This window comes from Rhodoferax sp. (genome assembly GCF_044236835.1).
Taxonomy (GTDB): domain Bacteria; phylum Pseudomonadota; class Gammaproteobacteria; order Burkholderiales; family Burkholderiaceae_C; genus Allorhodoferax.
The window spans coordinates 14,037-40,341 of the sequence record NZ_JBIIGC010000008.1; the positions used below are offsets into that span (position 1 = coordinate 14,037).

28 protein-coding genes are annotated in these 26,305 nt (G+C 61.0%); 12 read left to right on the top strand and 16 right to left on the bottom strand.

Annotated features, from left to right (window positions below; genetic code table 11):
• Positions 1-16 precede the first annotated feature (16 nt).
• A complete protein-coding gene (locus ACILRC_RS07200) occupies positions 17-1,441 on the top strand; it encodes an FAD-binding oxidoreductase (RefSeq protein WP_395668682.1) in 1,425 nt (474 codons plus the stop codon).
• Positions 1,442-1,505: 64 nt separating this feature from the next.
• Here the strand turns inward: ACILRC_RS07200 and ACILRC_RS07205 are convergent, their stop codons facing one another.
• The 7 genes from ACILRC_RS07205 to mnmG all read right to left on the bottom strand — a co-directional run bounded on the left by ACILRC_RS07205 (position 1,506) and on the right by mnmG (position 8,169).
• A complete protein-coding gene (locus ACILRC_RS07205; RefSeq protein WP_395668683.1) occupies positions 1,506-2,249 on the bottom strand; it encodes a class I SAM-dependent methyltransferase in 744 nt (247 codons plus the stop codon).
• A 38-nt stretch (positions 2,250-2,287) separates the two neighbouring features.
• Positions 2,288-3,220 (bottom strand): ParB/RepB/Spo0J family partition protein, encoded by a 933-nt coding sequence (locus ACILRC_RS07210; RefSeq protein ID WP_395668684.1) that lies wholly within the window; start codon positions 3,218-3,220, stop codon positions 2,288-2,290.
• A gap of 12 nt (positions 3,221-3,232) precedes the next feature.
• The gene (locus ACILRC_RS07215) at positions 3,233-3,796 is read right to left on the bottom strand and encodes an RBBP9/YdeN family alpha/beta hydrolase (RefSeq protein WP_395668685.1); all 564 of its coding nucleotides are present in this window, start codon (positions 3,794-3,796) and stop codon (positions 3,233-3,235) included.
• 2 nt (positions 3,797-3,798) lie between these two features.
• Positions 3,799-4,584 carry a ParA family protein gene (locus tag ACILRC_RS07220; protein WP_395668686.1) on the bottom strand — a complete coding sequence of 262 codons (786 nt, stop codon included), beginning with the start codon at positions 4,582-4,584 and terminating at the stop codon, positions 3,799-3,801.
• Positions 4,585-4,702: 118 nt separating this feature from the next.
• Complete coding sequence (locus ACILRC_RS07225; RefSeq protein WP_395668687.1) at positions 4,703-5,317, bottom strand: LysE family transporter; 615 nt, start codon at positions 5,315-5,317, stop codon at positions 4,703-4,705.
• 60 nt (positions 5,318-5,377) lie between these two features.
• Entirely contained in the window at positions 5,378-6,049 is a 672-nt protein-coding gene (gene rsmG / locus ACILRC_RS07230) for a 16S rRNA (guanine(527)-N(7))-methyltransferase RsmG (RefSeq protein WP_395668688.1), read from the bottom strand.
• Positions 6,049-8,169, bottom strand: a complete 2,121-nt coding sequence (mnmG, locus tag ACILRC_RS07235) for a tRNA uridine-5-carboxymethylaminomethyl(34) synthesis enzyme MnmG (protein WP_395668689.1) — start codon at positions 8,167-8,169, stop codon at positions 6,049-6,051. The genes rsmG and mnmG overlap by 1 nt, the downstream gene beginning before the upstream one ends.
• 229 nt (positions 8,170-8,398) lie before the next feature.
• On the opposite strand from mnmG, the gene ACILRC_RS07240 reads away from it, so the two are divergent.
• Positions 8,399-10,006, top strand: coding sequence for a GMC family oxidoreductase (locus ACILRC_RS07240; RefSeq protein ID WP_395668690.1), 1,608 nt, complete (start codon positions 8,399-8,401; stop codon positions 10,004-10,006).
• Here ACILRC_RS07240 and ACILRC_RS07245 read toward each other — a convergent pair.
• A complete protein-coding gene (locus ACILRC_RS07245; RefSeq protein ID WP_395668788.1) occupies positions 10,003-11,166 on the bottom strand; it encodes a YbfB/YjiJ family MFS transporter in 1,164 nt (387 codons plus the stop codon). The genes ACILRC_RS07240 and ACILRC_RS07245 overlap by 4 nt on opposite strands.
• Positions 11,167-11,266: 100 nt before the next feature.
• On the bottom strand, positions 11,267-13,543 hold the full coding sequence (locus ACILRC_RS07250; RefSeq protein ID WP_395668691.1) for a heavy metal translocating P-type ATPase: 2,277 nt from the start codon (positions 13,541-13,543) through the stop codon (positions 11,267-11,269).
• 80 nt (positions 13,544-13,623) lie between these two features.
• On the opposite strand from ACILRC_RS07250, the gene ACILRC_RS07255 reads away from it, so the two are divergent.
• Complete coding sequence (locus tag ACILRC_RS07255; RefSeq protein WP_395668692.1) at positions 13,624-13,830, top strand: heavy-metal-associated domain-containing protein; 207 nt, start codon at positions 13,624-13,626, stop codon at positions 13,828-13,830.
• Here the strand turns inward: ACILRC_RS07255 and ACILRC_RS07260 are convergent.
• Positions 13,820-14,710 (bottom strand): dienelactone hydrolase family protein, encoded by an 891-nt coding sequence (locus ACILRC_RS07260; RefSeq protein WP_395668693.1) that lies wholly within the window; start codon positions 14,708-14,710, stop codon positions 13,820-13,822. The genes ACILRC_RS07255 and ACILRC_RS07260 overlap by 11 nt on opposite strands.
• Positions 14,711-14,910: 200 nt before the next feature.
• On the opposite strand from ACILRC_RS07260, the gene ACILRC_RS07265 reads away from it, so the two are divergent.
• The 3 genes from ACILRC_RS07265 to ACILRC_RS07275 all read left to right on the top strand — a co-directional run bounded on the left by ACILRC_RS07265 (position 14,911) and on the right by ACILRC_RS07275 (position 16,570).
• Positions 14,911-15,426: a Spy/CpxP family protein refolding chaperone gene (locus tag ACILRC_RS07265; protein ID WP_395668694.1), complete on the top strand. Its 516-nt coding sequence runs from the start codon at positions 14,911-14,913 to the stop codon at positions 15,424-15,426.
• Positions 15,427-15,515: 89 nt separating this feature from the next.
• Complete coding sequence (locus ACILRC_RS07270) at positions 15,516-16,361, top strand: DUF2189 domain-containing protein (RefSeq protein ID WP_395668695.1); 846 nt, start codon at positions 15,516-15,518, stop codon at positions 16,359-16,361.
• Positions 16,361-16,570 carry a DUF2788 domain-containing protein gene (locus ACILRC_RS07275; protein WP_395668696.1) on the top strand — a complete coding sequence of 70 codons (210 nt, stop codon included), beginning with the start codon at positions 16,361-16,363 and terminating at the stop codon, positions 16,568-16,570. The genes ACILRC_RS07270 and ACILRC_RS07275 overlap by 1 nt, the downstream gene beginning before the upstream one ends.
• Before the next feature lie 37 nt (positions 16,571-16,607).
• Here the strand turns inward: ACILRC_RS07275 and ACILRC_RS07280 are convergent, their stop codons facing one another.
• Both ACILRC_RS07280 and ACILRC_RS07285 read right to left on the bottom strand, forming a co-directional pair.
• Positions 16,608-17,186, bottom strand: a complete 579-nt coding sequence (locus tag ACILRC_RS07280; RefSeq protein WP_395668697.1) for an NnrU family protein — start codon at positions 17,184-17,186, stop codon at positions 16,608-16,610.
• Positions 17,187-17,221: 35 nt separating this feature from the next.
• Positions 17,222-18,772, bottom strand: coding sequence for a GGDEF domain-containing protein (locus ACILRC_RS07285; RefSeq protein WP_395668698.1), 1,551 nt, complete (start codon positions 18,770-18,772; stop codon positions 17,222-17,224).
• Positions 18,773-19,242: 470 nt separating this feature from the next.
• On the opposite strand from ACILRC_RS07285, the gene minC reads away from it, so the two are divergent.
• From minC to minE, 3 genes are read left to right on the top strand one after another with little or no spacing between them, the layout of a single operon-like run.
• Complete coding sequence (gene minC / locus ACILRC_RS07290) at positions 19,243-19,995, top strand: septum site-determining protein MinC (RefSeq protein ID WP_395668699.1); 753 nt, start codon at positions 19,243-19,245, stop codon at positions 19,993-19,995.
• A gap of 14 nt (positions 19,996-20,009) precedes the next feature.
• Complete coding sequence (minD, locus tag ACILRC_RS07295) at positions 20,010-20,825, top strand: septum site-determining protein MinD (protein WP_395668700.1); 816 nt, start codon at positions 20,010-20,012, stop codon at positions 20,823-20,825.
• Positions 20,826-20,829: 4 nt separating this feature from the next.
• On the top strand, positions 20,830-21,090 hold the full coding sequence (gene minE, locus ACILRC_RS07300; protein WP_395668701.1) for a cell division topological specificity factor MinE: 261 nt from the start codon (positions 20,830-20,832) through the stop codon (positions 21,088-21,090).
• Positions 21,091-21,119: 29 nt separating this feature from the next.
• Here minE and ACILRC_RS07305 read toward each other — a convergent pair whose 3' ends face one another.
• Together ACILRC_RS07305 and ACILRC_RS07310 are read right to left on the bottom strand one after the other, a co-directional pair.
• Entirely contained in the window at positions 21,120-21,584 is a 465-nt protein-coding gene (locus ACILRC_RS07305) for an Lrp/AsnC family transcriptional regulator (RefSeq protein WP_395668702.1), read from the bottom strand.
• Between the two features lie 56 nt (positions 21,585-21,640).
• Positions 21,641-22,375, bottom strand: a complete 735-nt coding sequence (locus ACILRC_RS07310; protein ID WP_395668703.1) for a glutamine amidotransferase-related protein — start codon at positions 22,373-22,375, stop codon at positions 21,641-21,643.
• Between the two features lie 198 nt (positions 22,376-22,573).
• Between ACILRC_RS07310 and ACILRC_RS07315 the strand changes: the two genes are divergently transcribed.
• From ACILRC_RS07315 to ACILRC_RS07325, 3 genes are all read left to right on the top strand, one after another.
• A complete protein-coding gene (locus tag ACILRC_RS07315) occupies positions 22,574-22,822 on the top strand; it encodes a hypothetical protein (protein ID WP_395668704.1) in 249 nt (82 codons plus the stop codon).
• 42 nt (positions 22,823-22,864) lie between these two features.
• Positions 22,865-23,119 (top strand): translation initiation factor IF-1, encoded by a 255-nt coding sequence (infA, locus tag ACILRC_RS07320; protein WP_395668705.1) that lies wholly within the window; start codon positions 22,865-22,867, stop codon positions 23,117-23,119.
• A gap of 65 nt (positions 23,120-23,184) precedes the next feature.
• Positions 23,185-24,345: a Gfo/Idh/MocA family protein gene (locus tag ACILRC_RS07325; protein ID WP_395668706.1), complete on the top strand. Its 1,161-nt coding sequence runs from the start codon at positions 23,185-23,187 to the stop codon at positions 24,343-24,345.
• A 3-nt stretch (positions 24,346-24,348) separates the two neighbouring features.
• Here the strand turns inward: ACILRC_RS07325 and ACILRC_RS07330 are convergent, their stop codons facing one another.
• Both ACILRC_RS07330 and ACILRC_RS07335 read right to left on the bottom strand, forming a co-directional pair.
• Positions 24,349-25,434, bottom strand: coding sequence for a 3-deoxy-7-phosphoheptulonate synthase (locus tag ACILRC_RS07330; RefSeq protein ID WP_395668707.1), 1,086 nt, complete (start codon positions 25,432-25,434; stop codon positions 24,349-24,351).
• A gap of 26 nt (positions 25,435-25,460) precedes the next feature.
• Entirely contained in the window at positions 25,461-26,267 is an 807-nt protein-coding gene (locus ACILRC_RS07335) for an SDR family oxidoreductase (protein ID WP_395668708.1), read from the bottom strand.
• Positions 26,268-26,305 lie beyond the last annotated feature (38 nt).

Below are 26,305 nucleotides of genomic sequence, written 5' to 3' on the forward strand. Positions count from 1 at the left end.
AACCGATTGGCACCCCATGAACGCTCCCGCATTGCCCCAGCACCTGATCCCCCAAGCCCAGCCACGCGAGGTGCCGCAGGCCTTGCTAGACGCTTTGCAGGCGCGGTTTGGCGAACAGTTTTCAGCCGCCTTGGTGGTGCGCGAACAGCACGGGCGCGACGAGTCGGCCTTTAGCATGCCGCCGCCCGCAGCTGTGGTGTTTGCCCAAAGCACCCGAGATGTGGCCGATGCAGTGCGGCTGGCGGCCAGCGACCGGGTGCCTGTCATCCCGTTTGGCGTGGGCTCATCCCTTGAGGGACATTTGCTGGCGGTGCAAGGTGGCATCAGCATCGATGTGGGCCGCATGAGCCAGGTGCTGTCCATCAACGCCGAGGACTTGACGGTGACGGTGCAGCCCGGCGTGACGCGCAAGCAGCTCAACGAGGCGGTCAAGTCCACGGGGCTGTTCTTTCCAATCGACCCCGGCGCCGACGCCTCGCTGGGCGGCATGGCAGCCACCCGCGCCAGTGGCACCAACGCGGTGCGCTACGGCACCATGCGCGAGAACGTGCTGGCACTGGAAGTGGTCACCGCCAGCGGCGAAGTCATTCGCACCGGCACCCGCGCCAAAAAATCGTCAGCCGGCTACGACCTGACGCGCCTGATGGTGGGCTCGGAAGGTACGCTGGGTGTGATGACCGAAATCACCCTCAAGCTCTACCCGCTACCCGAAGCGGTGATGGCCGCCACCTGCAGCTTCAGCAGCCTGGCCGACGCGGTCAACACCACGATTGCCATCATCCAAATGGGCGTGCCCATTGCGCGCTGCGAGCTGCTCGACGACAACACCATCCGCATGGTCAACGCGCACTCCAAGCTCAGCCTGCGCGAAGGCGCCATGCTGCTGATGGAGTTCCACGGCTCGCCCGACAGCGTCAAAGAGCAGGTGCAAACCGTGCAAGATATCGCCAGCGACCACGGCGGGCAGGCCTTTGAGTGGGCCGACACGCCCGAGGCGCGCACCAAGCTGTGGACCGCGCGGCACAACGCTTACTTTGCCGGCATCCAATCACGCCCCGGTTGCCGCGCCATCACCACCGACACCTGCGTGCCCATCTCGCGCCTGGCCGATGCGCTCTTGGACTCGGTGGCCGAGGCGCAAGCGGCCAAACTGCCGTACTTTTTGGTCGGCCATGTGGGCGATGGCAACTTTCACATGGGGTACTTGATCGACCCGGACATTCCCGAAGAGCGGGTGCGGGCCGAGCAACTCAACTCCCAGCTGGTCGAACGCGCGCTCAAACTAGGCGGCACCTGCACCGGCGAACACGGTGTGGGCTTGCACAAGATGGAGTTTTTGCGCAGCGAAGCAGGGGATGGCGCGGTGGAGATGATGCGCACCATCAAGCGCGCGCTCGACCCGGACAACATCCTCAACCCGGGCAAAATTTTTTCGCTCTGATCGACGAAGGCCAGACCAAAACCGCTTTGAAATACCACCGCCCCAGCTGAACTACTGTGACGCGTTAAGCCGCGCGTACATGAAAAGGCGCGCGGTACATCCAGACGGTTTTGCCACCCGGCGCCGTGTAGCTGGCGGTGGGTTGCAAAACAAGCGCTTCAAACTCCAGGCTCACCAGCCACGCGCCGGGACGCAGCTCCGCCGCCTTGCGCACCGCGCGCGGCATGCTTTCGGGCCGTTGGAACAGGTACACCATGTCGTAGGTGGACCAATCTGCACGCCACATATCACCTGGGCGCACACGGGCCCAGGGGCAACGCAACGCAGCGATTAAGCACAACGGCCAACTCCGCTCCAAGCCCTGCAGACGGGCCGCCGGGTAAGCGGCGCGCAGCGCGCGCAAACCGGCACCGGTGCCGCAGCCCGCGTCCAGAATGCGCGCGCCATCCGACAAGGATGCGTGCTGTGGCAGCGCCTGCAGCGCGTCGCGCGGCGTGGGAAACAAAGGCGCATCGCGCCAAGCGTTGATCGGGTAAATCAGCAACAACACGCCCAGAGGCACCAGCCAGGCCCAGGCAGGCACCGCTGCCAGGCCCAAGGCGGGCATCGACAAAGCCACCGACAGCGGAAAGCCGCCGCCAATCCAAAGCCGGCGCCACCAGGTGCCGCCCAAGAGGCTGGCCGCCACGCCCAACGCGGTGGCCACTGCCAATCCCGTGGTAACAGATGCGCCTTGGTCCAGCAGCTGGCGAAAGACCCACCACGCAGCCGCCCAGGCACACAGCGCCGGCAAGGGCCACACATGCATCACCCTCCACCAGCGCGCAGTCCCTGCCACAAGCGGCCCTAGCGGCTGGCGCCAGGTGCGAGGCGCTCGATCAGCCCGTTGAGTTCGTCGAGCGAGCCAAAGTGGATAGTGATCTCACCCATTTCTTCCATGCGGCCATTGCGTTTGACGCGCTTTTTGACCTGCACATCGACCTGCGCAGCCAACAGATCCGACAGCTCTTCTTCCAAGCGCTTGAGGTCGCGCGACTTTTCTTTCTTGGGTTTGGGGCTGGTGAGCGAAAACTCGGCCCCCAGCTTTTTGACCAGGCGCTCGGCTTCGCGCACCGAAAGCTTCTTGCTGGCAATTTGATGGGCGGCAGTGATCTGAGTTGCACGGTCCAGGGCCAAGAGGGCGCGGGCATGGCCCATATCGATGTCACCGGCCATCAACATGGTTTGGACCGGCTCGGCCAACTGGAGCAGCCGCAACAGGTTGCTGGCCGCGCTGCGGGAACGCCCGACCGCCTGCGCTGCGGTTTCGTGAGTGAGTCCAAACTCTTTGATGAGGCGTTGCAGGCCTTGGGCTTCTTCCAGCGGATTGAGGTCTTCGCGCTGCATGTTCTCGATCAAGGCCATCGCAGCCGCAGCCTCGTTGGGCACATCGCGCACCAGCACCGGGACGCGGTCCAAGCCCGCCAGCTTGGCCGCGCGAAAGCGTCGCTCGCCCGCGATGATCTCGAACTTGCCAGCATCGGGCCCGTCGCTGCGCTTGCGCACCAGGATGGGCTGCATGATGCCCTGTGCCTTGATGCTCTCGGCCAGCTCGTACAAAGCACCCTCGTCAATGTGGGTGCGCGGTTGGTATTGGCCAGGCACCAGCTCGGTCAACAGCAATGCGCTGGGCTGGCTGGCGTCGAGTTCGGCCTGCTCTTGCGCAGTGCGCTCCACAACCTTAGGGCCCAGCAAAGCCTCCAAACCCATCCCCAGCCCCTTGGGCCTTTTCGTGACCATGTCTGTACTTCCTTATGGCTGGGCCGGCGGGGTCGAACACCCCGCAAGCAGCGAATCTACAAAAACCCGACCCTCGGGCCAGTCACCCAAACCTGAGTCAGCATTGAGGTGGCCGCGCGCGCCGTAGTCCACCCAAGTGCTGCCCCAGGCGCGGGCAAAGGCCTGCGCGCGCGCGATGTCGCAATAAGGGTCGTCGCGGCTGCCCACCAGCGTGCTTGGAAACGGCAAGGGCCGTAACACCACCGGCGACCATGAAGGCAGCACAGTGCGCAAGGCCTCGCGCTCGGGGTCGCCAGGTCCCACCAGCAACGCGCCTTGCACCTTGTGCGTATTCCGCGAAACCGCCGCCCAGGCCGCCGTCAACATGCAGCCCAAACTGTGGGCCACCAAAACGCAGGGGACACTTTGCTCCAGCACCACCTCTTCGAGCCGGGCGATCCAGTCGCCGCGCAGGGCTCGCATCCAATCGTGCTGCTCGACACGCAAGTCGCCATAGCATTGCTCCCACCGGCTTTGCCAGTGCGCGGGCCCGGAGTTTTGCCAACCGGGAAGCAACAAGACCACGGGGCTGGCCATGCTCACATGGTGCGGATACGCACGACCATCTCTTGCGCAAAGGCGATGAACGCCTGAGCGCCTTTGGACTGCGGATCAAACACCACCCCCGGCACACCATAGCTGGGCGCCTCGGCCAAGCGCACATTGCGCGGAATCACGGTGTCGAACACCTTGTCGGAGAAGTGGGCCTTGAGCTGATCGCTCACCTGCTGCTGCAGGGTAATGCGTGGGTCGAACATCATGCGCAGCAAGCCAATGATCTGCAGGTCGTCATTGAGGTTGGCCTTGACCTGCTTGATGGTGTTGACCAAGTCGGTAAGGCCTTCGAGCGCGAAGTATTCGCACTGCATCGGCACGATCACGCCGTGTGCGCAGCACAGGCCGTTGAGGGTCAGCATGGACAAAGCAGGCGGGCAGTCGATCAGCACAAAGTCGTACTCGGCGGCCACTTCAGCGACCGCTTGCTTGAGTCGCTTTTCGCGCCGGTCCAACTCGACTAGCTCCACCTCGGCGCCTGCGAGTTCGCGGTTGGCGCCCAAGATGTGGTAACCGCAGCCCGCTTGCTGTAGCTTGTCGCTGTGCACACGTGCTTGCGCAATCGACGCAGACTCGATCAACACGTCGTACACGGTGTACTCCAGCTTGCGCTTGTCCACCCCAGAGCCCATGGTGGCATTGCCCTGGGGATCGAGGTCGATCATCAGCACCCGCTGGCCCACTTTGGCCAAACCCGCAGCCAAGTTCACCGTGGTGGTGGTTTTGCCCACCCCACCCTTTTGGTTGGCAACGCAGAAAACCTTGGCCATTAAAGAAATGCCCCCACGCTTATCACTGCGTGTAGTGCGCTGCCCCCCGAGGGGGCGATCTCCGAGCGGTTTGGCATGTGCAGCGCCGTCGGCGAAGTGGGGTTGGGATGGGTGCGGTTCACTTGGACAAGGCCAATCTGATACCGAAGCCAACCAAGAACAGGCCAGCTATTTTTTCCAGAACGCGCCCCATCCACGGATTGGCACGCATGCGCTGTGCCAGAAAGTGGGTCAGCAGCGTTGCCGCCAAGCCGTACAAAAAAGTAAGTGCAGCAATGGTGCTGGCCATAAAAGCGTAAGTAACCCAGCCTTGTTGGCGCGCCGGGTCCACGAACAGCGGGAAGAAGGCCATGTAAAACAAAATGGCCTTGGGGTTAAGCAGCGTGATCATCAGCGCTTGGCGCAGGTAGTGGCGCGGTTTGATGTCCAAAACGGGCGCGGCGCCAGGTTTGGCCAACAGCATCTTGGCGCCCAACCATGCAAGGTAGGCAGCGCCCAACCACTGCACCACATGGAACGCATCCGGGTACGCGCTCAAAAGCGCGGCAACGCCTGCCACTGCCGACCACATCAGAATCTGGTCACCCAAGATCACACCCATGGTGGCGGCCAAGCCACCTGCAATGCGGCCCTTGCTGGTGGAGGTCACCAGCGCCAGATTGCCTGGCCCGGGAATGAGCAGAAAAACAATGATGGTGACGACAAAGGTGCCGTAGTCGGTGACGCCTAGCATGGGGGCCTTCCGTGGGGGAGCGCCGAGTTTACGCCAGCTTCTGGGCGGCGTTGGGCCAAGTCAGGCGGGGGAGCGACGCAACCAGACGATGCAACGTTCTGCATCCAAGCCCGGCACCTGCAATGGTTCCACGTGAAACACTGCGACACCGTCAGGCAGTGCCGTGACCTCGCTGGCTGGGTTTTTGCCCTTGAGGGCCATCCACACCCCGCCCTCCGCCAAAGCCGAAGAAGACCAGGACACGAAATCCGGCAAAGCAGCAAATGCGCGCGAACTGACCATGCCATAGGGCTCGGCCAAACTCTCTACCCGCGCATGCACGCCCTTGAGCGCTGTCAAGCCCAAACTCCCCGCCACCTGCTGAATAAACGCCGCCTTCTTGCCCACCGCGTCCACGCAATGCACCTCTAGGTCGGGCACACAGATGGCAAACACCACGCCCGGCAATCCCGCACCCGAACCCACGTCCAGCACACGGCTCGCGAGGCCACGACCCGCAGCACGCAACACCGCCAACTCACGCTGCAATGGGGGCACTGCTGCCAAGCTATCCAGCAAGTGGTGGGTGAGCATGTCCGCCGGATCACGCACCGCGGTCAAGTTGTACACCTGGGTCCATTTCTGGATTAGGTCTTGGTAGGCCAAAAGTTGCGCTACTTGCCGCTCCGACAGCGCAAGCTGCAACGCAGCTAGCCCGGCGCGTAAAGGCGCTTCCTGCGCGTGTGTTGGCATCAGGCCGCAGCTACGGTGGGTGACGGAATGTCCGCGTCACCTGTCGGCATTGCAGCGCGCTCCACGAAACCCCGCACACCGCCCTTTTTCAGATGGATGAGCAAGAGCGAAATGGTGGCCGGCGTGATACCAGAGAGGCGCGACGCCTGGCCCAAGGTGTCGGGCCGGTAGGTGTTCAAGCGCTGGCGCGCCTCCACACTCAGGGCGGACACCTGCATGTAATCCAGGTCGGTCGGCAGGCGAAGGTTTTCGTAGTGGGCACAGCGTTGTACCTCGTCTTTTTGTCTGTCGATGTAGCCGGAATATTTGGCATTGATTTCCACCTGCTCGACCACCGACACTACAAACGTGGCGGCATCCTTTGTGTGGCCCAACTGGGCCACTCCCACGTCTGCATCGCTAGCGCCGAGGTGGCCGCGCTGCGGGTCGCCAAACAATGGCAAGTTCGGATTGGCGTAGCGGCCGCCGTCCAAACCCATCAAAGCGGCGTAACGCACGTCGGGCCTGCGCAGCAGATCGGCCAAGTTGTATTCGTGCTCAATGGCCTTGCCCAAGACCCGCTCGGACTCCGCCGCTGGCAGGTTGCGCGGACTCACCCAGATGCCGCGCAAGCGCTCTGTTTCACGTGAAACAGCATCGCGTTTGCGGCAAAACGCATCCCAACGGGCGTCGTCCACCAAGCCGAGCTTGCGGCCGGTTTCGGTCAGGCGGGCGTCGGCATTGTCCTCGCGCAACTGCAGCCGGAACTCGGCGCGGCTGGTGAACATGCGGTACGGTTCGGTAACACCTTTGGTGATCAGGTCGTCCACCAGCACGCCCAGGTAGGCCTCGTCACGCCCGGGCAGCCAGGTGTCTTGCGTCCATGCGGTCTTGGCACCGGCCTGCAAGGCCGCATTGATGCCAGCAAACAGGCCCTGCGCCGCCGCCTCTTCGTAGCCGGTGGTGCCGTTGACCTGCCCGGCAAAAAACAGGCCGCGGATTTGGCGCGTCTCGAAGCTGCTTTTCAGTGCGCGGGGGTCAAAGTAGTCGTACTCGATGGCGTAGCCCGGGCGCACGATGTGGGCGTTTTCCAAACCAGCCATGCTGCGCACCAACGCGTACTGCACATCAAACGGCAAGCTGGTGCTGATGCCGTTGGGGTAGACCTCGTGCGTGTCCAGCCCTTCGGGCTCCAGAAAAATCTGGTGACTATCTTTGTCGGCAAAGCGGTTGACCTTGTCTTCCACACTGGGGCAGTAGCGTGGCCCCACACCTTCGATCTTGCCCATGAACATGGGGCTGCGATCGAAACCGCTGCGGATGATCTCGTGGGTGCGGGCATTGGTGTGGGTGATCCAGCACGGCACCTGCCGCGGGTGCATGTCCACTTTGCCCATGAAGCTAAACACCGGAATGGGTCCCAGCGGCGCATCGGTCACAGCGCCCCCTTGCCGTGCAGCGGTGGAAGCAGCGACTCCATCGCCGGGCTGCTCCAGGCACTTCGAATAGTCGATGGTGCGGCCATCCAGACGGGGTGGGGTGCCGGTCTTGAGGCGGCCCTGGGGCAGCTGTAGCTCCTTGAGCCGCGCGCTCAGCGACACCGCAGGCGGGTCGCCGGCCCGACCGGCCGCATAGTTGTTGAGACCCACGTGGATCTTCCCATCCAAAAAAGTGCCCGCCGTCAGCACCACCGCGCTGGCGCGGAACTCGATTCCCACCTGCGTCACCGCGCCCACCACCCGGTCGCCCTCCACCAACAGGTCGTCCACGGCCTGTTGAAATAAGACGAGGTTGGGCTGGTTTTCCAGCCGGCGGCGGATGGCTGCGCGGTACAACACGCGGTCGGCCTGGGCCCGCGTAGCGCGCACCGCCGGGCCCTTGCTGCCGTTGAGAATACGAAACTGGATGCCTGCCTCGTCGGTGGCCAAAGCCATCGCGCCACCCAAGGCGTCGACTTCTTTAACCAAATGACCCTTGCCAATGCCACCAATCGAGGGGTTGCAACTCATCTGGCCCAAGGTCTCGATGTTGTGGGTAAGCAGCAGCGTCTTGCATCCCATGCGGGCAGACGCCAGGGCCGCTTCTGTACCAGCGTGGCCGCCACCGACCACGATCACGTCAAAATGTTCTGGGTAACGCATGGCAATTCCAATGGTGGGGCAGACTAACGGCTGCCCTGCGCGGGTCCTGAAAAGGACGGGCGATTTTAACGTTGCCCCTGCCGAACGGCATGCCACACGCCGCACTCCGGATCGCACACCCGAATGTTGAGGAAAACCCCAAGCCGCTCTAGGCAAGGCCACCTAGTGGGCACGCACCGGTTTGTGCAATAGTTGCCCACCCTACGCAACGACCTCCGACCCAACACCTATGGAATCTGCAACCTTTGACTATCTGATTGTGGGCGGCGGCTCCGCCGGCTGCGTGCTGGCCGCGCGATTGAGCGAAGACCCCGATGTCACTGTTGCGCTGCTGGAAGCCGGTCCGGTGGACAAAAACATCCTGATCCATGTGCCGCTGGGCATCGCTGTGCTGGCCAAGAACGGGCAGGCCAACTGGGCCTTTTCCACCACCGCGCAGCCCGGACTCAACGGCCGCCAAGGCTACCAGCCACGCGGCAAGGTGCTGGGTGGGTCCAGCTCCATCAACGCCATGATTTACGCCCGAGGCCAAGCCCAGGACTATGACGATTGGGCGGCCCAAGGTAACCCAGGGTGGTCGTACCAAGAGGTGCTGCCCTACTTCCTGCGCGCCGAGGACAACGCCCGCGGCGCCAGCGCGCTGCACGCCACCGGTGGGCCCTTACATGTGCAAGACCTCACCAGCCCCAACCCGCTGGCAGCACGGTTTGTGGAAGCCGGTCGGCAAGCAGGCTTTCCGGTGAACACCGACTTCAATGGCGCCACCCAAGAAGGCGTGGGCATGTACCAAGTTACCCACAAGAATGGTGAGCGCTTTAGCGCGGCCAAGGCCTATCTCACCCCCAACCTAAGCCGGCCCAACCTCCATGTAGTCACCGATGCGCACGTCACCAAAATCCTGCTCAGCGGACGGCAAGCCACCGGGGTGGAGTTTGTGCAGGAGGGCGTGACGCAACAACTGCTCGCGCGACGCGAGGTTTTGTTGTGTGCAGGCGCACTGCAGTCACCCCACATCTTGATGCTCTCCGGCATCGGCCCGCGCCAACACCTGCTGGACCACCAGATCGTTCCCGTGCACGACCTTCCTGGCGTTGGTGAGCACTTACATGACCATTTGGACGCAGTGCAACTCATTCGAGCGCCGCGGGTCACAGAGTCCCTAGGGATTTCCTTCGGTGGCATAGGGCGTATTGCGCGGGCGGTTTTCGAGTGGCGCGCGCAACGCACCGGCCTGCTGACCTCTAACGTGGCCGAAGCCGGTGGTTTCATCAAGAGCAACCCAACGGAAGCCACGCCCGACTTGCAGCTGCACTTCGTCATTGCCAAGCTGGTCAATCACGGGCGCACCACGGTGCTAGGCCACGGCTATTCGTGCCATCTGTGTGTGCTGCGGCCCAAGAGCCGCGGCAGCGTCAAGCTCGCCAGCAACGACGCCCTGGCCGCACCGCACATCGACCCGCAGTTTCTGAGCCATCGTGACGACATGGAGAGGATGGTGCAGGGCTTCAAAATCATGCGCAACATCCTGGCGCAACCCGCGCTGGCAGCATTAGGCGGCTACGAGTCACCCAAGTCTGCAGGTGCCCAGACGGACCTGCAGATCGAGCAGTTCATCCGCGACAACGCTGACACGATTTACCACCCGGTGGGCACCTGCCGCATGGGTAGCGGCCCCTTGGATGTGGTCGACGCCGAGCTGCGGGTGCACGGCATTGGAAAGCTCCGGGTGGTCGATGCCTCCATCATGCCGCGCATCGTCAGCGGCAACACCAACGCGCCCACCATCATGGTGGCCGAAAAGGCAGCCGACATGATCAAAGCCAGCCACCGCGGCTAAAGCGACCGCTGCCGTGTCGCAAGCAAGGCCCCCGCCCACAGCGCCAGCGCTGAGCACCACAAGCCTCGCTCCAGGCCGCCCGCGCCATCGGCGATCCAGCCCACCACCGTAGGACCAAGGATCTGCCCCAGCGCAAACACCGCGGTGAAAGCACCAATGCCAGAGGCCCATGCAGATTGCGCCAGGTTGTGGCGCACCAGCGCGGTGGTCGACGCCACCACCGACAGAAACACCGCACCAAACAAAGCTCCAGAGAGCAGCACCAGCGGCCACGATGGGGTCCAAGCCGGCAAAATGGTGGCCACCCCAAGCAAACCATTGAGCACCGCCAAAGGACGGCCGTCGCGGTGACGGTCCAACAGTCCGGCCCACAAGCGGCCAGACACCATGACGGCCACGCCCAGCAAGGCATAAAAGCAAGCCGCCTCCAAGGCAGTGCGCCCCTGGGTGCGCAGCAACGCGACCACAAAAGTCATGTAACCGATGTAGCCCACGCCAAACAAGGCGTAAGCCGACAAACCGAACCCAAACTGCCGCCACCGAAAACGCTCGGCGCGCGCCAAGCCACCGCTTGCAGCCGCCGCTGGCAAACTCGCCATAGCCCGGGCAGGCCAACGCAACACCAGAGAGGCCAGCAAGCACAGCAGGCCCAGGCACCACCAGACCCAGCGCCAGCCGTGGGCCTGCCGCGCCGTCAGCTCCAGAACCCACCACACCACACCACTGGAGAGCACAATGCCCAGACCGGTGCCACCGTAATAGAGACCCAACAATAAGGCGCTGCGCGGCGGATCTTGCGCGCCCAAACGTGCGGCGAGCAAACCTCCAGCGACAAACACCGCCGCGCTGGCGATACCAGCCAGCAAGCGCTGAAGCAGTAAAGGCTCGGTTTGGACAAAAAAACCACTGAGCACCATGAAGGCGCTCGCGAACAGCGCGCCCACCCACAGCAAGGCGCTCGGACCCCAGCGCCGCATCATCCAGGGCGTAGCCAGTGCGCCCAAAAAATAGCCCAGTGCGTTGGCCGTGTTCATCGCCCCCGACAGTGCGTAGGACCAGTTCAAGTCCGAGCGCATGGCCGGCAACAGCAAGCCGTAGGAAAAGCGGGTGATGCCCAAAGACACGGCGGCCCCCAAAGACAGCGCCAAAGCCAACAACATCCAATGCCGCTCGGTGTGGGGCACGCGGTTTCCTTTCAGGGTGGTCCCAGGCGCAGCGCGCGGGTGCATGGCATTGTCACGCACAGCGCCACACCGGGTCCTAGCGCACCGGCGGCTTCCAGCGCTGCAGCAGCAAGGCGTTGGCCAGCACGCTGACCGAACTCAAGGCCATGGCAGCACCCGCCAGCACTGGGCTCATGGCGCCAAAGGCCGCCAGTGGAATACCAGCTACGTTGTATGCGAACGCCCAAAACAGGTTCTGGCGGATTTTGGACACCGTGCGCGCGGTCACATCGAGCGCCGCAGCAACCAAGCGTGGATCGCCGCGCATCAGGGTGATGCCCGCTGCATGCATCGCCACATCGGTGCCGCCACCGTGCGGGTTGGCCATGGCCATGCCCACGTCGGCTGCGGCCAAAGCGGGTGCGTCGTTCACCCCGTCGCCCACCATCAAAACGGTGCGGCCGCGCGCGCGCAACCCGGCCACCAGGGCCGCTTTGTCGGCGGGCATGGCCTGGGCGTGGACCTCAGCGGGCAAGATGCCAACGCGCGCGGCCAAGGCCTGCGCTGCACCGGCGTTGTCACCGGAAATGAGCAGCAAGTGCAACTCACGCGCGCGCAATGCGGCCACCGCCTCTCGGGCACCCGGTTTGGGCTCGTCGGCAAAAGCAAACCATGCACGCAACACCAGCGTTGCACCATCCCCGGCGCTTGCCTGCACGCGTTCGGCCAGGCCCGATACCGTGGCGCCTTGGCGCGCATGCGCATCCACTTGGTTCGCGATCGACGCCGTGTCGATGCCCAGTGTCGCCAGCCACTGCAAACTCCCCAGCAGGTAGGTCTTATCGGCCACCTGGCCTTGCACGCCGCGGCCGGGCACCGCCTGTACTTCCGACGCGACCGACACTGCGATGCCCTGCGCTTGCGCATGCGTCAAAACCGCATGGGCAAGTGGGTGCTCGGATCCACTTTGCAAACTGGCAGCGACCTCCAGCGCAGCGCGCTCCGGCATTTGCATCGCATCCACCGCGACCAAAGCCGTCAGGCGCGGGCGGCCCTCCGTCAGGGTGCCCGTTTTATCGAACGCCACCGTGTCGACCTGCTGCGCGCGTTCCAGGACCTGCGCGTCCTTGATCAAAATTCCATGGCGGGCGGCCACGCCGGTGCCCGCCATGATGGCTGCTGGTGTGGCCAAACCCAAGGCGCACGGACAGGCGATGACCAGCACCGCCACTGCATGCATCAGTGACGGCTCCCAAGCGTGACCGCTCCACCACCAGCCCACCCAAGTCGCCAGCGCCAGCGCGACCACCACCGGTACAAACACCGCGCTCACGCGGTCCACCAGACGCTGCACCGGCGCCTTGGCTGCTTGGGCGTCTTCCACCAGCGCAATGATGTGCGCCAACACCGTGTGCACCCCCACGGCGCGCACTTCCATCAGCAAACGCCCCTCGCCATTGATCGAGCCGCCAGTGAGCAAGGCGCCGGGCTCCTTGGGCACCGCCGTGGCCTCACCTGTGAGCATGGATTCGTCCACAGAGGAGCGGCCTTCCAGCACCATGCCGTCGGCTGCAATGCGCTCACCCGGACGCACCACCACGTGGTCACCCACCAACACTTCCGCGAGCGGCACCGCCATTTCACCGCCACGCCCCATCACCTGCGCGGTCTCAGGTCGCAGCGCATGCAAAGCGCGGATGGCCGATGTGGTTTGCCACTTGGCGCGGGCTTCGAGCCACTTGCCCAGCAACACCAAAGTGATCACCACCGCCGAGCCCTCAAAGTACACATGCGGCATGCCGCCGGGCGGGGCGCTCCACCACAGCCACGTCGACAAAGACCAGCCCACCGTGGTGCCCAAGGCCACCAGCAAGTCCATATTGCCTGCGCGCGCGCGCAGCGCCGCCCAACCTGCGCGATAAAAGCGCGCGCCCAGCCCAAATTGCACGGGCGTGGCAAGCATGAACTGCCATAACGCCGGCAACATCCAGTCGTGGCCCAGCAAGCCGCCCAGCATAGGGAGCACCAAAGGCGCGGACAGCAGGGCAGCAAGCACCACGGGCCATACTGGGTTGTGGGCATGTTGGGCCGACTGCCCCGCCTCACTTTCGGTGCGCGGCACATAGCCAGCCGCGCGCACCGCACGCCGCAAACGCGCCTCCATCTGCGCACCGCCCTCAAACCGCACCCGGGCAGACTCGGTGGCCAGATTGACGCTGGCCTCCTGGACGCCGGGCACCTTTTTCAAAGCCTTTTCGACCCGCGCCACGCAGGACGCACAGGTCATTCCATCGATGCCAATATCCTGCACCTGCAAAGCAGCTTCGCCTTGCGCGCCAGGTGCCAACCTAGGCTGGGATGGGGAATCAACCATGCCGGCAACACCCGCCCACAAGCGGGCTATGCTTGTGCGCCCACCACACAGCACCCCAGCACGAACCCAAGGACACCACCATGTTGCATACCTTCACTGTGACCGGCATGACTTGCGACCATTGCGAAAAAGCAGTCACCCAAGCCATTCTGGACATCGACCCACAAGCAGGCGTGTCCATCGACCGCAGCGCGCAGCACGTCGCAGTGGAGTCAAATGCAAGCCGGGAAGCGCTGACCGAAGCGATCCGCGAAGAGGGCTACAGCGTGCAGCCACCTAGCCCTTGAGCGTCTGGGCGAAAAAGGCAAGGGTGCGGTCCCAGGCCAACTTGGCAGCGGCGGCGTCAAACCGCGGCGTGGTGTCGTTGTTGAACCCGTGCTGGGTGCCTGGATACTGGTGCGCAGCAAAACGCACGTTGGCCGCTGTGAGTGCTGCCTCGTAAGCGGGCCAGGCCGCGTTGATGCGCTCGTCCACTGCAGCGAAATGAATCAACAAGGGCGCACGCACCTTGGCCGCCTCTTGGGGCGCTGGCACATTGCCGTAAAAGGGCACGGATGCAGCCAAATCGGGCAGTCGAATCGACAACAGGTGCGCAATGCCGCCGCCGTAGCAAAAACCCACCACGCCAAGCTTTCCAGAAAAGTCCGCCCGCTCGCGCAGCGCCGCGGCGGCCGCCACAAAGTCCTCGCGCGTTTTGGTTTGATCGAGCTTGCCAAACAGCTCGCGCGCGCGGTCCTCATCGCCAGGATAGCCACCCAAGGGCGACAAGGCATCGGGCGCAAACGCCATGTAACCCTCCAAGGCAAGACGGCGCGCAATGTCTTCGATGTGGGGATTCAAACCGCGGTTTTCATGCACCACCAACACACCGGGCAAACGCGCGTTGTTGCCCGCAGGACGTGCCACATAGGCCTTGACCGTGCCGTAGCCAGCGGGCGAGGCAAACTCCACCATGCGGGTGCTTACCCGTGCATCGTCTTTGGCAACCACCTGCCCTAAAGCGAAGTTCGGGCTCAAGGCCGCCAAGATGCCTGCTGCCGTCAGGCCGCCCACCGCGAACTTTTGGGCGCGCTCTAAGAACGTGCGGCGGTCTACGGAACCATGCACATAGGCATCAAAAAGAATCAGCAGTTCCTGGTCAAAATCCTGGGCGGTTTTGCGTTGCATATGAACTCCTTAAAAGACGCTAGCTTATACAAAGCCTGCGCAACTGGGAAATAGGCAGGGGCAAAAGGTGCACAACTTCGGTTAACACAAGTTTTACCTGCGCTTCGCGCAGTGCAACACGGCGCTTACACAGGGCGCAGACACTGGCGCCTGACTTGCAAGCGATACCCGCTTGCAGTTCCACTGCAAAGGAAATCTCCATGACGAAACTGTTCAAAACACTGCTGGTTGCTGGCGTACTGTCTGCGACGTCTTTGGCCGCCTTTTCACAGACTAGCCCGGCCATGATGGGCTACCACGACGGTCACCGCATGCACCAGCGCGACCCCGCCAAAATGCAAGCCAAGGTGGACAAGCACCTCGCAGACCTGAAAGCAAAGCTCAAGATCACGCCCGCCCAAGAAAACGCTTGGAGCACATTTACCGCGGCCATGAAACCACCCAGCGTGCCAGTAAACAAGGCTGCACCACCCAGCAAAGAAGATCTGGCCAAGATGCCCATGCCGCAGCGCATGGATGTGATGCGCGCACAGCGCAAGGAGCACATGGACGCCCAAGCATCCCGCATGGACAGCTACGAAAACGCGGCGAAAGCACTGTACGCCGTGCTTTCGCCCGATCAACAAAAAATCGCCGACGCTGAGCATGCCAAGCGCATGGGCAGGCACTTTGGCCAGAACCGCCATGGCGGCCGCGGTGACCACGGCAAATCCTAACCAGTTCCTCTGATTGCAATGCCCTTGCGCTGCGATGCGCAAGGGCATTTTTTGTTGGGCGCTTCTAACTAGATTATCCTCAAGCCACCATGACAAAACGTCGCGCCGCGCCCCTGCTCGTTCGGTCCATTGCCCCTCTGCAACCCCTGGCATGGTTAGCTTTGGGGTGGCGCGATATCGCTCGCGCACGTTGGGTGAGCTTGGCACATGGGGCAGCACTCGCGCTGATCGGTTTGCTCATCGTAGGCCTGGGCCACCACCGGTTTTGGTGGCTCGCTGGTGCTTTGTCGGGCTTTTTGGTGGTAGCGCCTGTTCTTGCAACCAGTTTGTATGCGTTGAGTCGTGCGATCGAGCGCGGTGAGCCGCCACGCCTGCAAGTCGTTTTCAAAACATGGCTTAACTGGCAAAACAGCCACTTCAACAAGTGGGGTAACGACTACTGGTGCATGTTGCAATTTGGCTTGCTGTTGGCTCTGGCAGCGACGGGTTGGGTGCTCACTTCGGCTGGCTTGATTACCTTGTTGGCTCCAGTACCGATACACACCCCAATGGACTTTGTCCAGCACGTGGTGTTAGCGCGCGATGGCTGGTTGTTCGAGCTGTGGTTGACACTCGGTGGCGTCATGGCTGCGCCGGTGTTTGCATCCAGTGTGATTGCCATGCCGCTACTGTTGGACCGGCGTGTCACTTTGTTAGAGGCGGTGCTCACAAGTTGGCAGGTGGTGATCGTCAATCCGCTCGCGATGGCCATCTGGTCGGGTGTGATCATGGGTTTCACCTTGCTCGGATTGGGTTCATTGATGATCGGCTTAGTGCTGGTCATCCCGATGCTTGGGCACGCGAGCTGGCATGCGTATCGGGAGCTGGTCGATCCCTCCGCTGCGCCTGCGCGTGAGCCAGACACGCCACAAAACCCAATTACAACGTCGCGCTGATGTTTGGTTTTTCTGAAGAGCAGTTAGCGGCCTTTGGCCTAAGCTTTGGCGTCGGGGGATTCATGTTGTACATGCTGTTCATCATTGGACAGCTCGCCTGGGAATCCAAAGCTGGCAGGTTTGGTACCTTCGTGCTCTTTTTGGGGCTGGCGTTTGGCATGGTGGGATTTCTTGCCAAGTTCCTCATCCAATGGGCGTTGGCGCCCTGAGCCTCAACGCCTTGCGTCTGCGGCCATGGGGCTCGAATCAACCGAACGGCTTCACACCGATGAGCAATCCGTGGAGCCACAGTGCAAAGGCGAACCACGCCAACACACCCACACCCACCGCCGCAACGGTGCCTATAGCGGTGCCAGCAGGGTACACGGTACCCTGTTCCCGATCCCGGCGACGGGCCGCAGCGAAGCACGCCACCGCCCACAGCAAGAATCCGCCAAACAACAACAGATGAGCCAGACTTCCGTTGGCCACCAAATGGGCAAAAGCCCAGATCTTCACCGCCAAGACCATGGGATGGTGCAGCCGGGCCTTGATGTGGTTGCGCGGAACATAGGCGGCAGCCAACAAGACAAAGGCAACTAAGGTCAGTAAAGACGCTGCATGGCGCATTCCCACGGGTGGCATCCACACCATCGTAGGTGTTTCGCGGGCCATTCCAAAGCCCCAAACCAACAGCACAAAGCCAGCCAAGGACAACAAGGAATACACCGCTTTGAATGTGCCTTCACCATATTGCGCCATGGTGCGCAAACGCCACTGCGGTGCAAAAATCTGCAAGGAATGCACACCCAAGAAAACTAACAAGCCCAAAACCAAATACGCCATTTATTGCCTCACAAATCGCTTGGTGCAGGGGATGCTCAAGCCCCAACCACCCTGTTTTTTCCGGTTCGCTTAGCCAAATACATGGCCTGGTCAGCTCTTGCGATTGCGTCCATACCCTTCTCTTCACTTGCTAACTGGGCGACACCCGCACTGAAGGTGATCAACACCTTTTCCGTTCCGCTAAGAAACAAGCGCTTGGTAAGCTCTCGCTGCAACCGTACCATCGCTTCAACACCGCCGTCGATCGCAGTGTCTGGCAGCAAAACGACAAACTCCTCGCCACCATAGCGTGCCAATGTATCTTGGGGCCGCATGCTTTGACGAGCCACGGATGCCAGGTGTTTGAGCGCTTCGTCGCCCGTGCTGTGCCCCAAGGTGTCATTAAGCCGCTTGAAGTTATCAATATCCAGCAAAGCAACACACAATGGTGTCTCTTTGCGGCGCACAGTGGAAATCTCGCGTTCCAAAGCCTCTTCCAGTCCTTTGCGATTGAGTGCGCCAGTCAGGGGATCGTGACGTGCTTGGGTGCTGACACGGTCAAGTTCTTGGTGCAGCTTTGCAATTTCCGCTTCGGTTGTACTGGCATGCTCTCGCATAGTGCGCAACTCATCGCGAACGATCTGACTCTCCGAGGCCATGCTACGGGTTGCGCCAACCACTTCTTTGAGAACCGGTGCAATTTCTGTCATCGACTTGGCTTGTTCAATCAGTCGAGCACTCTCTTCAAGTTTGAATTGAAAGCTTCCAGTGGTTTGTGACATCTCTGACAAGCGTTCAATGAACACCGCCAGCATATCGCGCATCTCATTCTGCGCCTGAACAGCTTTTTCCTTTGCCTCACGCTGCTTGACAATCACGTCCATCAAGCGCCGCTCCACATCGTCAAGTCTGCGCAAACTCAGTGGAGGCTTGGCAGCCTGCATCAAGGCATCCATTTGTCCCTTGAGCCACTGATCCTCAATGCTCAATTCACCAATGTTTTCGAAAACCAAGTAAAGCAACTTCAGCAACCCGGAGCGTATTTCCGCCTGATCTTCAGCCACAAACGACAAGCGATGACTGTAGCTTTTCAGACTGAGCTGCAAAGCCTGTAGATCGCTGTCAGGCTCTCTCAACGCCTGAATCAATTGCTTGCTTTGATCCAAGAATGGAGCGTCGTCGGTACCAAGTGCGGGTTGCACAAGTTCGAGCATGCGTCCCATCTGACGCAACCAGTCAGAGAGATCTACATTCATGGTGGTGTCAGGCTGTTCCCCAGCGCGCTTGGACCTGTCATCGACAGCCGCTGCGTCGTCGACCAAAGGCACAAAACCACCGTATGCCAACAAGGCGTTTTTGACACCTTCCCATTGCATTCGGTCGATTGCAAACTCTAACAAACCGCGCTGCTTCTGTTGCCCTGGCGTGCGTGTAGGAAGTGCCTGCGCGATCTCCTTGAGCTCGCGCGTGGGGAAGTACTCAACCGTTGGAATGCCAGCAATCTGGTTGTAGATGCTTTTGTAGTTCAATGGCGTGGGTGGCAACTTGCGAATCGCAAGTTGCTTGAGGGTCTCTCTCGCCACTTCAAACGGTTTTTTTTCACTCATGGGCAATGCACCAACCGGCTCAGAGAACGTAACGACAACACCACCGACACCCTCTTTCCCCTCGCATCACAGACAACGCCGCTTTGTCAAAGCACAAATCTGTGCATACATCTGGGAAAAAAAGCGACTTATCCACAGCGAACGGGTCTGTTGGAAAGTTCCCCAGTGTAGCCGTGCATTCTAGAAGCACAGTCACACACAGGGATCAGCTTACTGCAAGTTCTTGATTTGAATAGAAAAAAACAGTTTGTCCACACAATAAGCGATCCTTCTATCTACTACTACTAAGTTTTATCACTATAAAAAAGAGCTAAGACAGGAACAAGTCTGACAAAAATAAAGATCCATGAATCGTTTCCATGGACCCCAGCCGATGCATCGCAATCAAGTAAGATTTGCGAGGTTCTCTCAACCAAAGTGCAGTGTTTATCGCTACTGCGATGCCATAGAGCGCCAGCAACGTTTTCCTGATGAACTTTGAAATAAAAAGCGCTCAACTTGGCTTGGTAGCCCTTTTCTTAAAGGGCTCTGATCTTGGGGTCGTTACCCGCGATCTGATCAATCGCTTTGGTCCCGCCAGCGACAACTTTGATTTTTTTGTTCGCGAACCGGTGGTGTTCGATTTTTCTCTGTTTGATTTCAAGCAAGGTTGTCCTGACCTTTCGCATCTGGGACAAACTGCTCTGTCTTGTGGACTGGTGCCAGTGGGGTACCGCGCGGCACCACCAGCTTGGCTGGCGATGTTGGTTGAACATGGTTGGGTGGAGGTCCCGATGGATACCAAGGCCAGACCAGCTGTTTCCGCCAGCACCTCACAAGCTAGCACGCAAGTGAAAACACAATCCGTTGCTAAATCAGGCACGCAAGAAGCCCAAACTGTACCCACCATGGTGGTTGACAAGCCTTTGCGTTCTGGGCAAAAAGTGTATGCCCGGGGGACGGATTTGGTTGTGATGGCTATGGTGAACCAGGGAGCAGAAGTAGTCGCCGATGGCAACATCCATGTTTATGCACCACTGCGCGGAAAGGCCATGGCAGGTGCGCGTGGCAACACCAATGCACGTATTTTTTCTCTGTGCCTAGAGCCCGAGTTGGTATCGATTGCTGGCATCTATCGCACTAGCGAAACACCGTTGCCTAAAGACATTGCAGGCAAAGCCGCACAGGTTCGGTTGAGTACCGATGGGCAAGACAAACTCCTAATCGAAGCGCTTAAAGCATGAAAGACAAACCAACCATGACCAAAGTCATTGTCGTAACCTCAGGTAAGGGTGGTGTGGGAAAGACCACCACCAGCGCCAGCTTTGCAACGGGTCTTGCCTTGCGGGGCTACAAGACCGCGGTGATTGATTTTGATGTGGGTCTGCGCAACCTGGACCTCATCATGGGTTGCGAGCGGCGCGTGGTGTACGACTTGATCAATGTCATTAACGGTGAGGCCAACTTAAACCAGGCCCTTATCAAAGACAAGCAATGTGAAAAGCTCTATGTGCTGGCCGCATCCCAGACCCGCGACAAAGACGCATTGAGCCAAGAGGGGGTACAAAAAGTACTGGCGGACCTCGCTGCCATGGAATTTGAGTTTATTGTGTGCGACTCACCAGCCGGCATTGAAACGGGTGCGTTGATGGCCATGCATTTCGCAGACGAAGCTTTGGTGGTCACCAATCCTGAAGTCTCCTCCGTGCGCGATTCGGATCGCATACTGGGCATGCTCGCGAGCAAGACCAAACGGGCAATGGAAGGTGCCCAACCGGTCAAAGAACACCTGCTCATCACCCGTTACAACCCGGCGCGTGTGGACCAGGGCCAGATGCTCTCACTTGAAGATATCCAGGACATCTTGCGCATTCCCTTGATCGGCGTTATTCCTGAAAGCGAGTCTGTTCTGCAGGCCTCTAACCAAGGCGTACCAGCGGTGCACATGCAAGGGAGTGACGTATCGGAGGCCTACAAAGACGTGATCGCGCGTTTTTTGGGAGAAAGTAAGCCTATGCGGTTCATTGAAGCGCCCAAACCCGGCCTACTCAAGCGCCTCTTCGGAGGGAAGTGAAACCATGTCCTTGTTGTCTTTTTTGCTTGGTGAGAAGAAAAAAAGCGCAAGCGTTGCCAAAGAGCGTTTGCAAATCATCCTGGCCCACGAACGAAGCGGCCGTAACGCTGCGGAACCGGACTACCTGCCAGACTTGCAGCGCGACTTGGTAGCGGTGATTAGCAAGTACATCAAGATCAATCCCGCTGACATTAAGGTCAACCTCGAGCGCCAAGACAACTTGGAAGTGCTCGAAGTCAAGATCGAGTTGCCCGACGCGCGCTGAGCCGCACTGCTTTGCGCTAAGTGCTGGGGCTAACCTACGTGCAAGCGACTATGGTCTACAACCCGCCGCAAAACAAAACTGGAGTGCACACCAGTTACTCCGGCGATGCGGGTAATTTTGTCAAGTAGCAAGGCCTGGTAGTGGTCTAGGTCACGCACCACCACCTTAAGCTGGTAGTCGGCATCCTGGCCCGTGATCAACAAACACTCTTGCACTTCGGGCAACACAGCGATAGCCGCTTCGAAGTTCGCAAATCGTTCTGGCGTGTGCAGGTCCATGGAAATGTGGACTAGCGCTATCAAGCTCAAACCCAGTTTGCGGGCATCGAGCCTCGCGTGGTAGCCCACGATCAAACCCGCATCTTCTAGTGCGCGCACCCGGCGCAAGCAGGGCGAAGGCGACAGCCCAATTCGCTCGGCCAAATCCAGGTTGTTGATACGTCCTTCCCGCTGCAGGATGTCCAAAATCTGGCGGTCGTATCGGTCCAGTGTCATGTGCCAGTGCCAGGGTGTTGGAGGGTTGATTGACGCACAGGCATGCCCCAAAGAAGCTACGGGCGTTCAGAGTTGGACGCGCAGCCCGGGACGCGCTGGGCGAACGCGACCATCATTTGCGCCACCTGCAAGCCATCGTGCCCGTGTTGGAGGCTGTCGGTGGCGCGGGCGACCAGATCTTCACCAAGCAGGTGCTTGCGCTGTGCCAGCAAGAAGGCGCTGTAGTCTTCTACAAACTCAGGGTGACCTTGCACGCAGAACACATGCTCCCCGACGGCATAAGCGGCGATGGGGCAATGGGCATTGCTGGCCAGCAACTGGGCACCGGCGGGCAGCTCCAACACCTGGTCTTGGTGGCTCACTAGCATGGACAGTGGACCATCTTGCCAACCTTTTGCGAGCGCAGAACCGCGCCAGTCGTAGACCATGCGCCCTACACCCCAGCCGTTCGGTGAACGGCCCACTTTAGCGCCCAGGCACAGCGCGATCAGTTGGTGCCCGAAGCATACGCCCAATAGTTTCTTGCGTTGCGCAAGCAGCGCGGTGACTTGCTTGCGCAACTCAACGACCCAGGGCTGTTCGGAGAATGCATCGGCTTTACTGCCCGTCAGCACTACGACATCGTAAGTTGCAAATGAATCCGGGTACTGCTGAGTGGGTGTGTGAAACACCTCGAACTCCCAGTTTGCGCCCGCTGCACGAAACAAGCGCACAAACATGGCGGCGTAGCCTTGGTAGGTACTTGCCGCAGCGGGGTGAAGATCGTCGTTTTCGAGGATGCAGACTTTCATAAGGGGTTCATGCTACATTACCGCACCGTTTGAGACGAACCAACCGTGTAGCCGCTTTTGAGCGCCGACACACAGTCCTGCGGCAGAAGGGTTGTTGGTTCGGTTGATTTCCAAACGGTGCGCAAGCTCTTACGCCCAGCGCCTGTTTTCCTCTATTGCACATAGCCCCTGCCAGCGGCTTGTGCGTTCGTACCCTTAATGAATCACTACCAAGCTATCTCTCTTTTGTCTCCCATCACCATGGGCAAGTACCGTATTGCCGCCTGCCCCCGCCCATTGGGAAGCGGCCGTTTTGAAGCCCAGGTTTCCATCGCCAGCGGGCGTGGAAGCGCATCCACCGACCGGGTGATGCGCTTTTGCGATGACTTTTCCACCCACGAGGCCGCAGCCCACTACGCGTTGTCGCAAGGCATCAACTGGGTGTGCGAGACCACCCGGACGCAGTAAAACCGCTAAATCCAACGATAATTTCGCGCAAAAGGACTCACCATGGCCAAAGAAGAACTGATTGAAATGATGGGCGTCGTCAACGAAGTGCTGCCTGACACGCGCTTTCGCGTCACGCTGGACAACGGTCACCAGTTGATCGCCTACTCCGCAGGCAAGATGCGTAAGAACCACATTCGCATTCTGGCGGGTGACCGCGTGTCTCTGGAGCTGTCACCCTACGACCTGTCCAAAGGGCGCATCAACTTCCGCCACATCGAAGGCCGCGGCCCCATGGTGCCACGCCGCCCTCAGTAAGCGCCCTCCTCATCTTGTAAAAGTTTGCCGCTCTTGAGCGGCGATTTTTTTGAAAAGGCCACCCCATGTCATCCAACCCGGTCATTGCCCTGATAGGTAGGCGCTTGAAGCTGGCGGTAATTGGCGGTGGCCCTGGCTCTTTTATTGGCGCCATGCACCGCCAGGCCGCCAGCCTGGATGGCCGCTACGACATCGTGGCCGCAGCGTTGTCGAGCGATCCTGAAAAGGCCCGTCAGGCCGGAGTGGCCTTGGGGCTGCCACCGCAGCGTTGTTACGGTGGCGGCGCCGACCTCCTTGCCAAGGAGATGGAGCGCAGCGACCGCGCCGAGGTGGTGGCCATCATGACCCCCAACGACAGCCATTTCCCTTTGGCCATGGCCGCACTGGCGGCGGGTTTTGACGTGATATGCGACAAACCCATGACCAACACGCTGGAGCAGGCACGGGCGCTGCACGCACGAGTACAGGAAACCGGTCTGGTGTTTTGCCTGACCCACAACTACACCGGCTATCCCATGGTGCGCCAGGCACGGGCCATGGTGGCCGACGGGCAGCTTGGTGACATCCGTTTGGTGCAAGTGGAGTATGTGCAGGGTGGGCGCGCCAAAGAGGGTCCGGCACGCGTCGCTTGGAAAGACGATCCCGAGCGCGGCGGGCCGTCGTTGGTGATGGGCGACATTGGCACCCACGCCCACAATTTGCTGCGCTTCATCACCGGCCAAGAAGTCGAGCAGGTGGCCGCAGACGTGGGCGCCATCGTGCCCGGACGCGCAACCCACGACTACGCCGCTGCCATGCTGCGCATGCAAGGCGGCGCCCGTGGCATGTTCTGGGTGACGCAAGCGGCCGCAGGGGTGGAAAACGCGCTGCGCATCCGTGTCAGCGGTTCCTTGGGGACGCTGGAGTGGTTCCAGGAACGGCCCCAGCAACTGCGCTTTAGCCCGCTGGGCGCACCGGCGCAAATCCGTACCCCCAACGGTCCCGGCACCTTGCCGCTGGCCGCGCAAGCGTCGCGCATCGTGGCTGGTCATCCTGAGGGCTTTCATGAGGCTTTTGCCAACTTGTATGCGGATGCGGCCCATGCCATTGCGGCGCGCCGAACTGGCACCACAGCACCGCCCTTGGTGATGCACTTTCCCACCGCGCACGACGGGCTGGCGGGCTTGGTGTTTGTCGATGCGGTGATTCGGTCGGCCGCGCACCACGGCGCGTGGACCTCGGTCTAGGACCTAGGCGCGCAGCGCGCGGCGCGCGCGCACCGCAGCAGCGAGCGTTTGCAGCACAGGAACGGTTTGCGCCAAGCTGATGCAGGCGTCGGTCACCGACACGCCCCAGCGCAAGGCCTGGCCGGCAACGATGTCTTGGCGCCCCTCTTCCAAGTGGCTTTCCAACATCAGGCCGCAGATGCGGCCGTCGCCATCGGCAATTTGCTGTGCAACATCTTCGGCCACCGCGATTTGGCGTTGGTGTTGTTTGCTGCTGTTGGCGTGGGACACATCGACCATTACCTGGGCGCGCAAGCCAGCGCCTTGCAGCAGTGCGCAGGTGGCATCGACATCGACCCTGGAGTAGTTCGGCTGCTTGCCGCCGCGCAAGATCACATGGCAATCGTCGTTGCCGCGGGTCTCGAAAATGGCCGCCTGGCCCATCTTGGTCATGCCCATGAACGCATGCGGCGCCTGGGCAGCCAGGATGGCGTCGGTGGCAACCTTGACCCCGCCATCGGTGCCATTCTTGAAACCCACCGGGCAGCTCAGGCCCGAAGCCAGTTGGCGGTGGCTTTGGCTCTCGGTGGTGCGCGCGCCAATCGCGCCCCAGCTCACCAGGTCGCTGATGAACTGGGGAGAGAGCAAATCCAAAAACTCGGTGCCCACCGGCAGGCCCAGCGCCAGCACATCCAGTAGTAGGCGCCGCGCCATCTCCAAGCCTTGGTTGATGGCAAAGCTGCCATCTAAATGCGGATCGTTGATGTAGCCCTTCCAGCCCACCGTGGTGCGTGGCTTTTCGAAATAAACCCGCATTACCACCAGCAGGTCGTGCGACAAGGCGTCAGCCTGGGCTTGCAGGGCGCGCGCATACGCCATGGCCTGTTCATAGTCGTGGATGGAACAGGGGCCAACTACCACCAACAGCCGGTCATCGTGGCCATGCAGCAGCGCCGAAATGGCCGCGCGGCTGCGCTGCACCAGCTGTTGGGCTGCCAGAGGCACCGGCAGCAGCTCTTCGAGCAAGGCCGGTGTTATCAGGGGGCGCACCGCACGGATGCGGGTGTCGTCAATGCGGGTGCTGTCGTGGGTGGAGGTGCTGGTGTTCATGGGGCAAAGGGGTACTGCGGCGTGGCTTATAGGGTTTCGGTGTGGCCGTCGATGACCAGGTCCTGGCCGCTGATGCGAGCGCCTTGTTCTGAGGTCACAAACAAAATCATGTTGGCAATGTCTTGCGCCGACACAAAGCTGCGCAGCGACGCCGCTTGCTGAAATTGTTGGCGCACTTGGTCCTCGGTTTGGCCTGTCTTGCGTGCTTCGGCCGCAATGACGCGGTCGATGCGCTCGCCCTCGACCGAGCCTGGGCAGATGCAGTTCACCCGCACCCCGTGCGGCCCCAGCTCTTGCGCCAGTGTGCGCGTGAAGCCACGAATGGCCCACTTGGCTGCGGCATAGGGCGCGCGCCTTGGGAAGCCGTACAGGCCTGCAGTGGACGACAGGTTGACGATGGATCCAAAGCCCTGTGTGCGCAACAGCGGCGCTGCTTCACGGGCACATAAAAAAGTGCCGTCCAGGTTGACCGCCAAGCATTGACGCCAGTCTTCTAGGCTGAGGTCTTCCACCAACGCGTTGGGGCCGGACACGCCGGCGTTGTTGACCAAGATGTCGAGCCCACCCAGGTGCTCTTGCGCAGTTTGAAACAGCGCGCGCACCTGCTGCTCGTCGGCCACATCGCACACGCGGCCGGTGAGCTGTGGGTGGCGCAACAGTGAGGCTTGCAGGGTCTGTGCATCGGCATCGCAGACAAACACCTGCGCACCGGCTTGAACGAACGCGTTGGCAGTGACCAAGCCAATACCGCTTGCGGCGGCTGTGACCAGCACCCGCGATCCGCGGTGGGACTGTGTGGTGGCTTGTGTGGCGTGCAACGGCGTTGTGGTCATGGCACGGTGGTGATTTGGCTGTGCTGAGGGGACAGTAG

Bases quoted from the DNA above. Each gene is read 5' to 3' on its own strand.
- ACILRC_RS07200 (WP_395668682.1), top strand. From the start codon at position 17: ATGAACGCTCCCGCATTGCCCCAGCACCTGATCCCCCAAGCCCAGCCA.
- ACILRC_RS07260 (WP_395668693.1), bottom strand. From the start codon at position 14,710: ATGCAACGCAAAACCGCCCAGGATTTTGACCAGGAACTGCTGATTCTT.
- ACILRC_RS07265 (WP_395668694.1), top strand. From the start codon at position 14,911: ATGACGAAACTGTTCAAAACACTGCTGGTTGCTGGCGTACTGTCTGCG.
- rsmG (WP_395668688.1), bottom strand. From the start codon at position 6,049: ATGCCAACACACGCGCAGGAAGCGCCTTTACGCGCCGGGCTAGCTGCG.
- mnmG (WP_395668689.1), bottom strand. From the start codon at position 8,169: ATGCGTTACCCAGAACATTTTGACGTGATCGTGGTCGGTGGCGGCCAC.
- ACILRC_RS07240 (WP_395668690.1), top strand. From the start codon at position 8,399: ATGGAATCTGCAACCTTTGACTATCTGATTGTGGGCGGCGGCTCCGCC.
- ACILRC_RS07335 (WP_395668708.1), bottom strand. From the start codon at position 26,267: ATGACCACAACGCCGTTGCACGCCACACAAGCCACCACACAGTCCCAC.
- ACILRC_RS07250 (WP_395668691.1), bottom strand. From the start codon at position 13,543: ATGGTTGATTCCCCATCCCAGCCTAGGTTGGCACCTGGCGCGCAAGGC.
- ACILRC_RS07255 (WP_395668692.1), top strand. From the start codon at position 13,624: ATGTTGCATACCTTCACTGTGACCGGCATGACTTGCGACCATTGCGAA.
- minE (WP_395668701.1), top strand. From the start codon at position 20,830: ATGTCCTTGTTGTCTTTTTTGCTTGGTGAGAAGAAAAAAAGCGCAAGC.
- ACILRC_RS07275 (WP_395668696.1), top strand. From the start codon at position 16,361: ATGTTTGGTTTTTCTGAAGAGCAGTTAGCGGCCTTTGGCCTAAGCTTT.
- ACILRC_RS07280 (WP_395668697.1), bottom strand. From the start codon at position 17,186: ATGGCGTATTTGGTTTTGGGCTTGTTAGTTTTCTTGGGTGTGCATTCC.
- ACILRC_RS07325 (WP_395668706.1), top strand. From the start codon at position 23,185: ATGTCATCCAACCCGGTCATTGCCCTGATAGGTAGGCGCTTGAAGCTG.
- ACILRC_RS07330 (WP_395668707.1), bottom strand. From the start codon at position 25,434: ATGAACACCAGCACCTCCACCCACGACAGCACCCGCATTGACGACACC.
- ACILRC_RS07225 (WP_395668687.1), bottom strand. From the start codon at position 5,317: ATGCTAGGCGTCACCGACTACGGCACCTTTGTCGTCACCATCATTGTT.
- ACILRC_RS07215 (WP_395668685.1), bottom strand. From the start codon at position 3,796: ATGGCCAGCCCCGTGGTCTTGTTGCTTCCCGGTTGGCAAAACTCCGGG.
- ACILRC_RS07285 (WP_395668698.1), bottom strand. From the start codon at position 18,772: ATGAGTGAAAAAAAACCGTTTGAAGTGGCGAGAGAGACCCTCAAGCAA.
- ACILRC_RS07305 (WP_395668702.1), bottom strand. From the start codon at position 21,584: ATGACACTGGACCGATACGACCGCCAGATTTTGGACATCCTGCAGCGG.
- ACILRC_RS07220 (WP_395668686.1), bottom strand. From the start codon at position 4,584: ATGGCCAAGGTTTTCTGCGTTGCCAACCAAAAGGGTGGGGTGGGCAAA.
- infA (WP_395668705.1), top strand. From the start codon at position 22,865: ATGGCCAAAGAAGAACTGATTGAAATGATGGGCGTCGTCAACGAAGTG.
- ACILRC_RS07315 (WP_395668704.1), top strand. From the start codon at position 22,574: ATGAATCACTACCAAGCTATCTCTCTTTTGTCTCCCATCACCATGGGC.
- ACILRC_RS07205 (WP_395668683.1), bottom strand. From the start codon at position 2,249: ATGCATGTGTGGCCCTTGCCGGCGCTGTGTGCCTGGGCGGCTGCGTGG.
- minD (WP_395668700.1), top strand. From the start codon at position 20,010: ATGACCAAAGTCATTGTCGTAACCTCAGGTAAGGGTGGTGTGGGAAAG.
- minC (WP_395668699.1), top strand. From the start codon at position 19,243: ATGAACTTTGAAATAAAAAGCGCTCAACTTGGCTTGGTAGCCCTTTTC.
- ACILRC_RS07270 (WP_395668695.1), top strand. From the start codon at position 15,516: ATGACAAAACGTCGCGCCGCGCCCCTGCTCGTTCGGTCCATTGCCCCT.
- ACILRC_RS07210 (WP_395668684.1), bottom strand. From the start codon at position 3,220: ATGGTCACGAAAAGGCCCAAGGGGCTGGGGATGGGTTTGGAGGCTTTG.
- ACILRC_RS07310 (WP_395668703.1), bottom strand. From the start codon at position 22,375: ATGAAAGTCTGCATCCTCGAAAACGACGATCTTCACCCCGCTGCGGCA.
- ACILRC_RS07245 (WP_395668788.1), bottom strand. From the start codon at position 11,166: ATGTTGTTGGCTTTGGCGCTGTCTTTGGGGGCCGCCGTGTCTTTGGGC.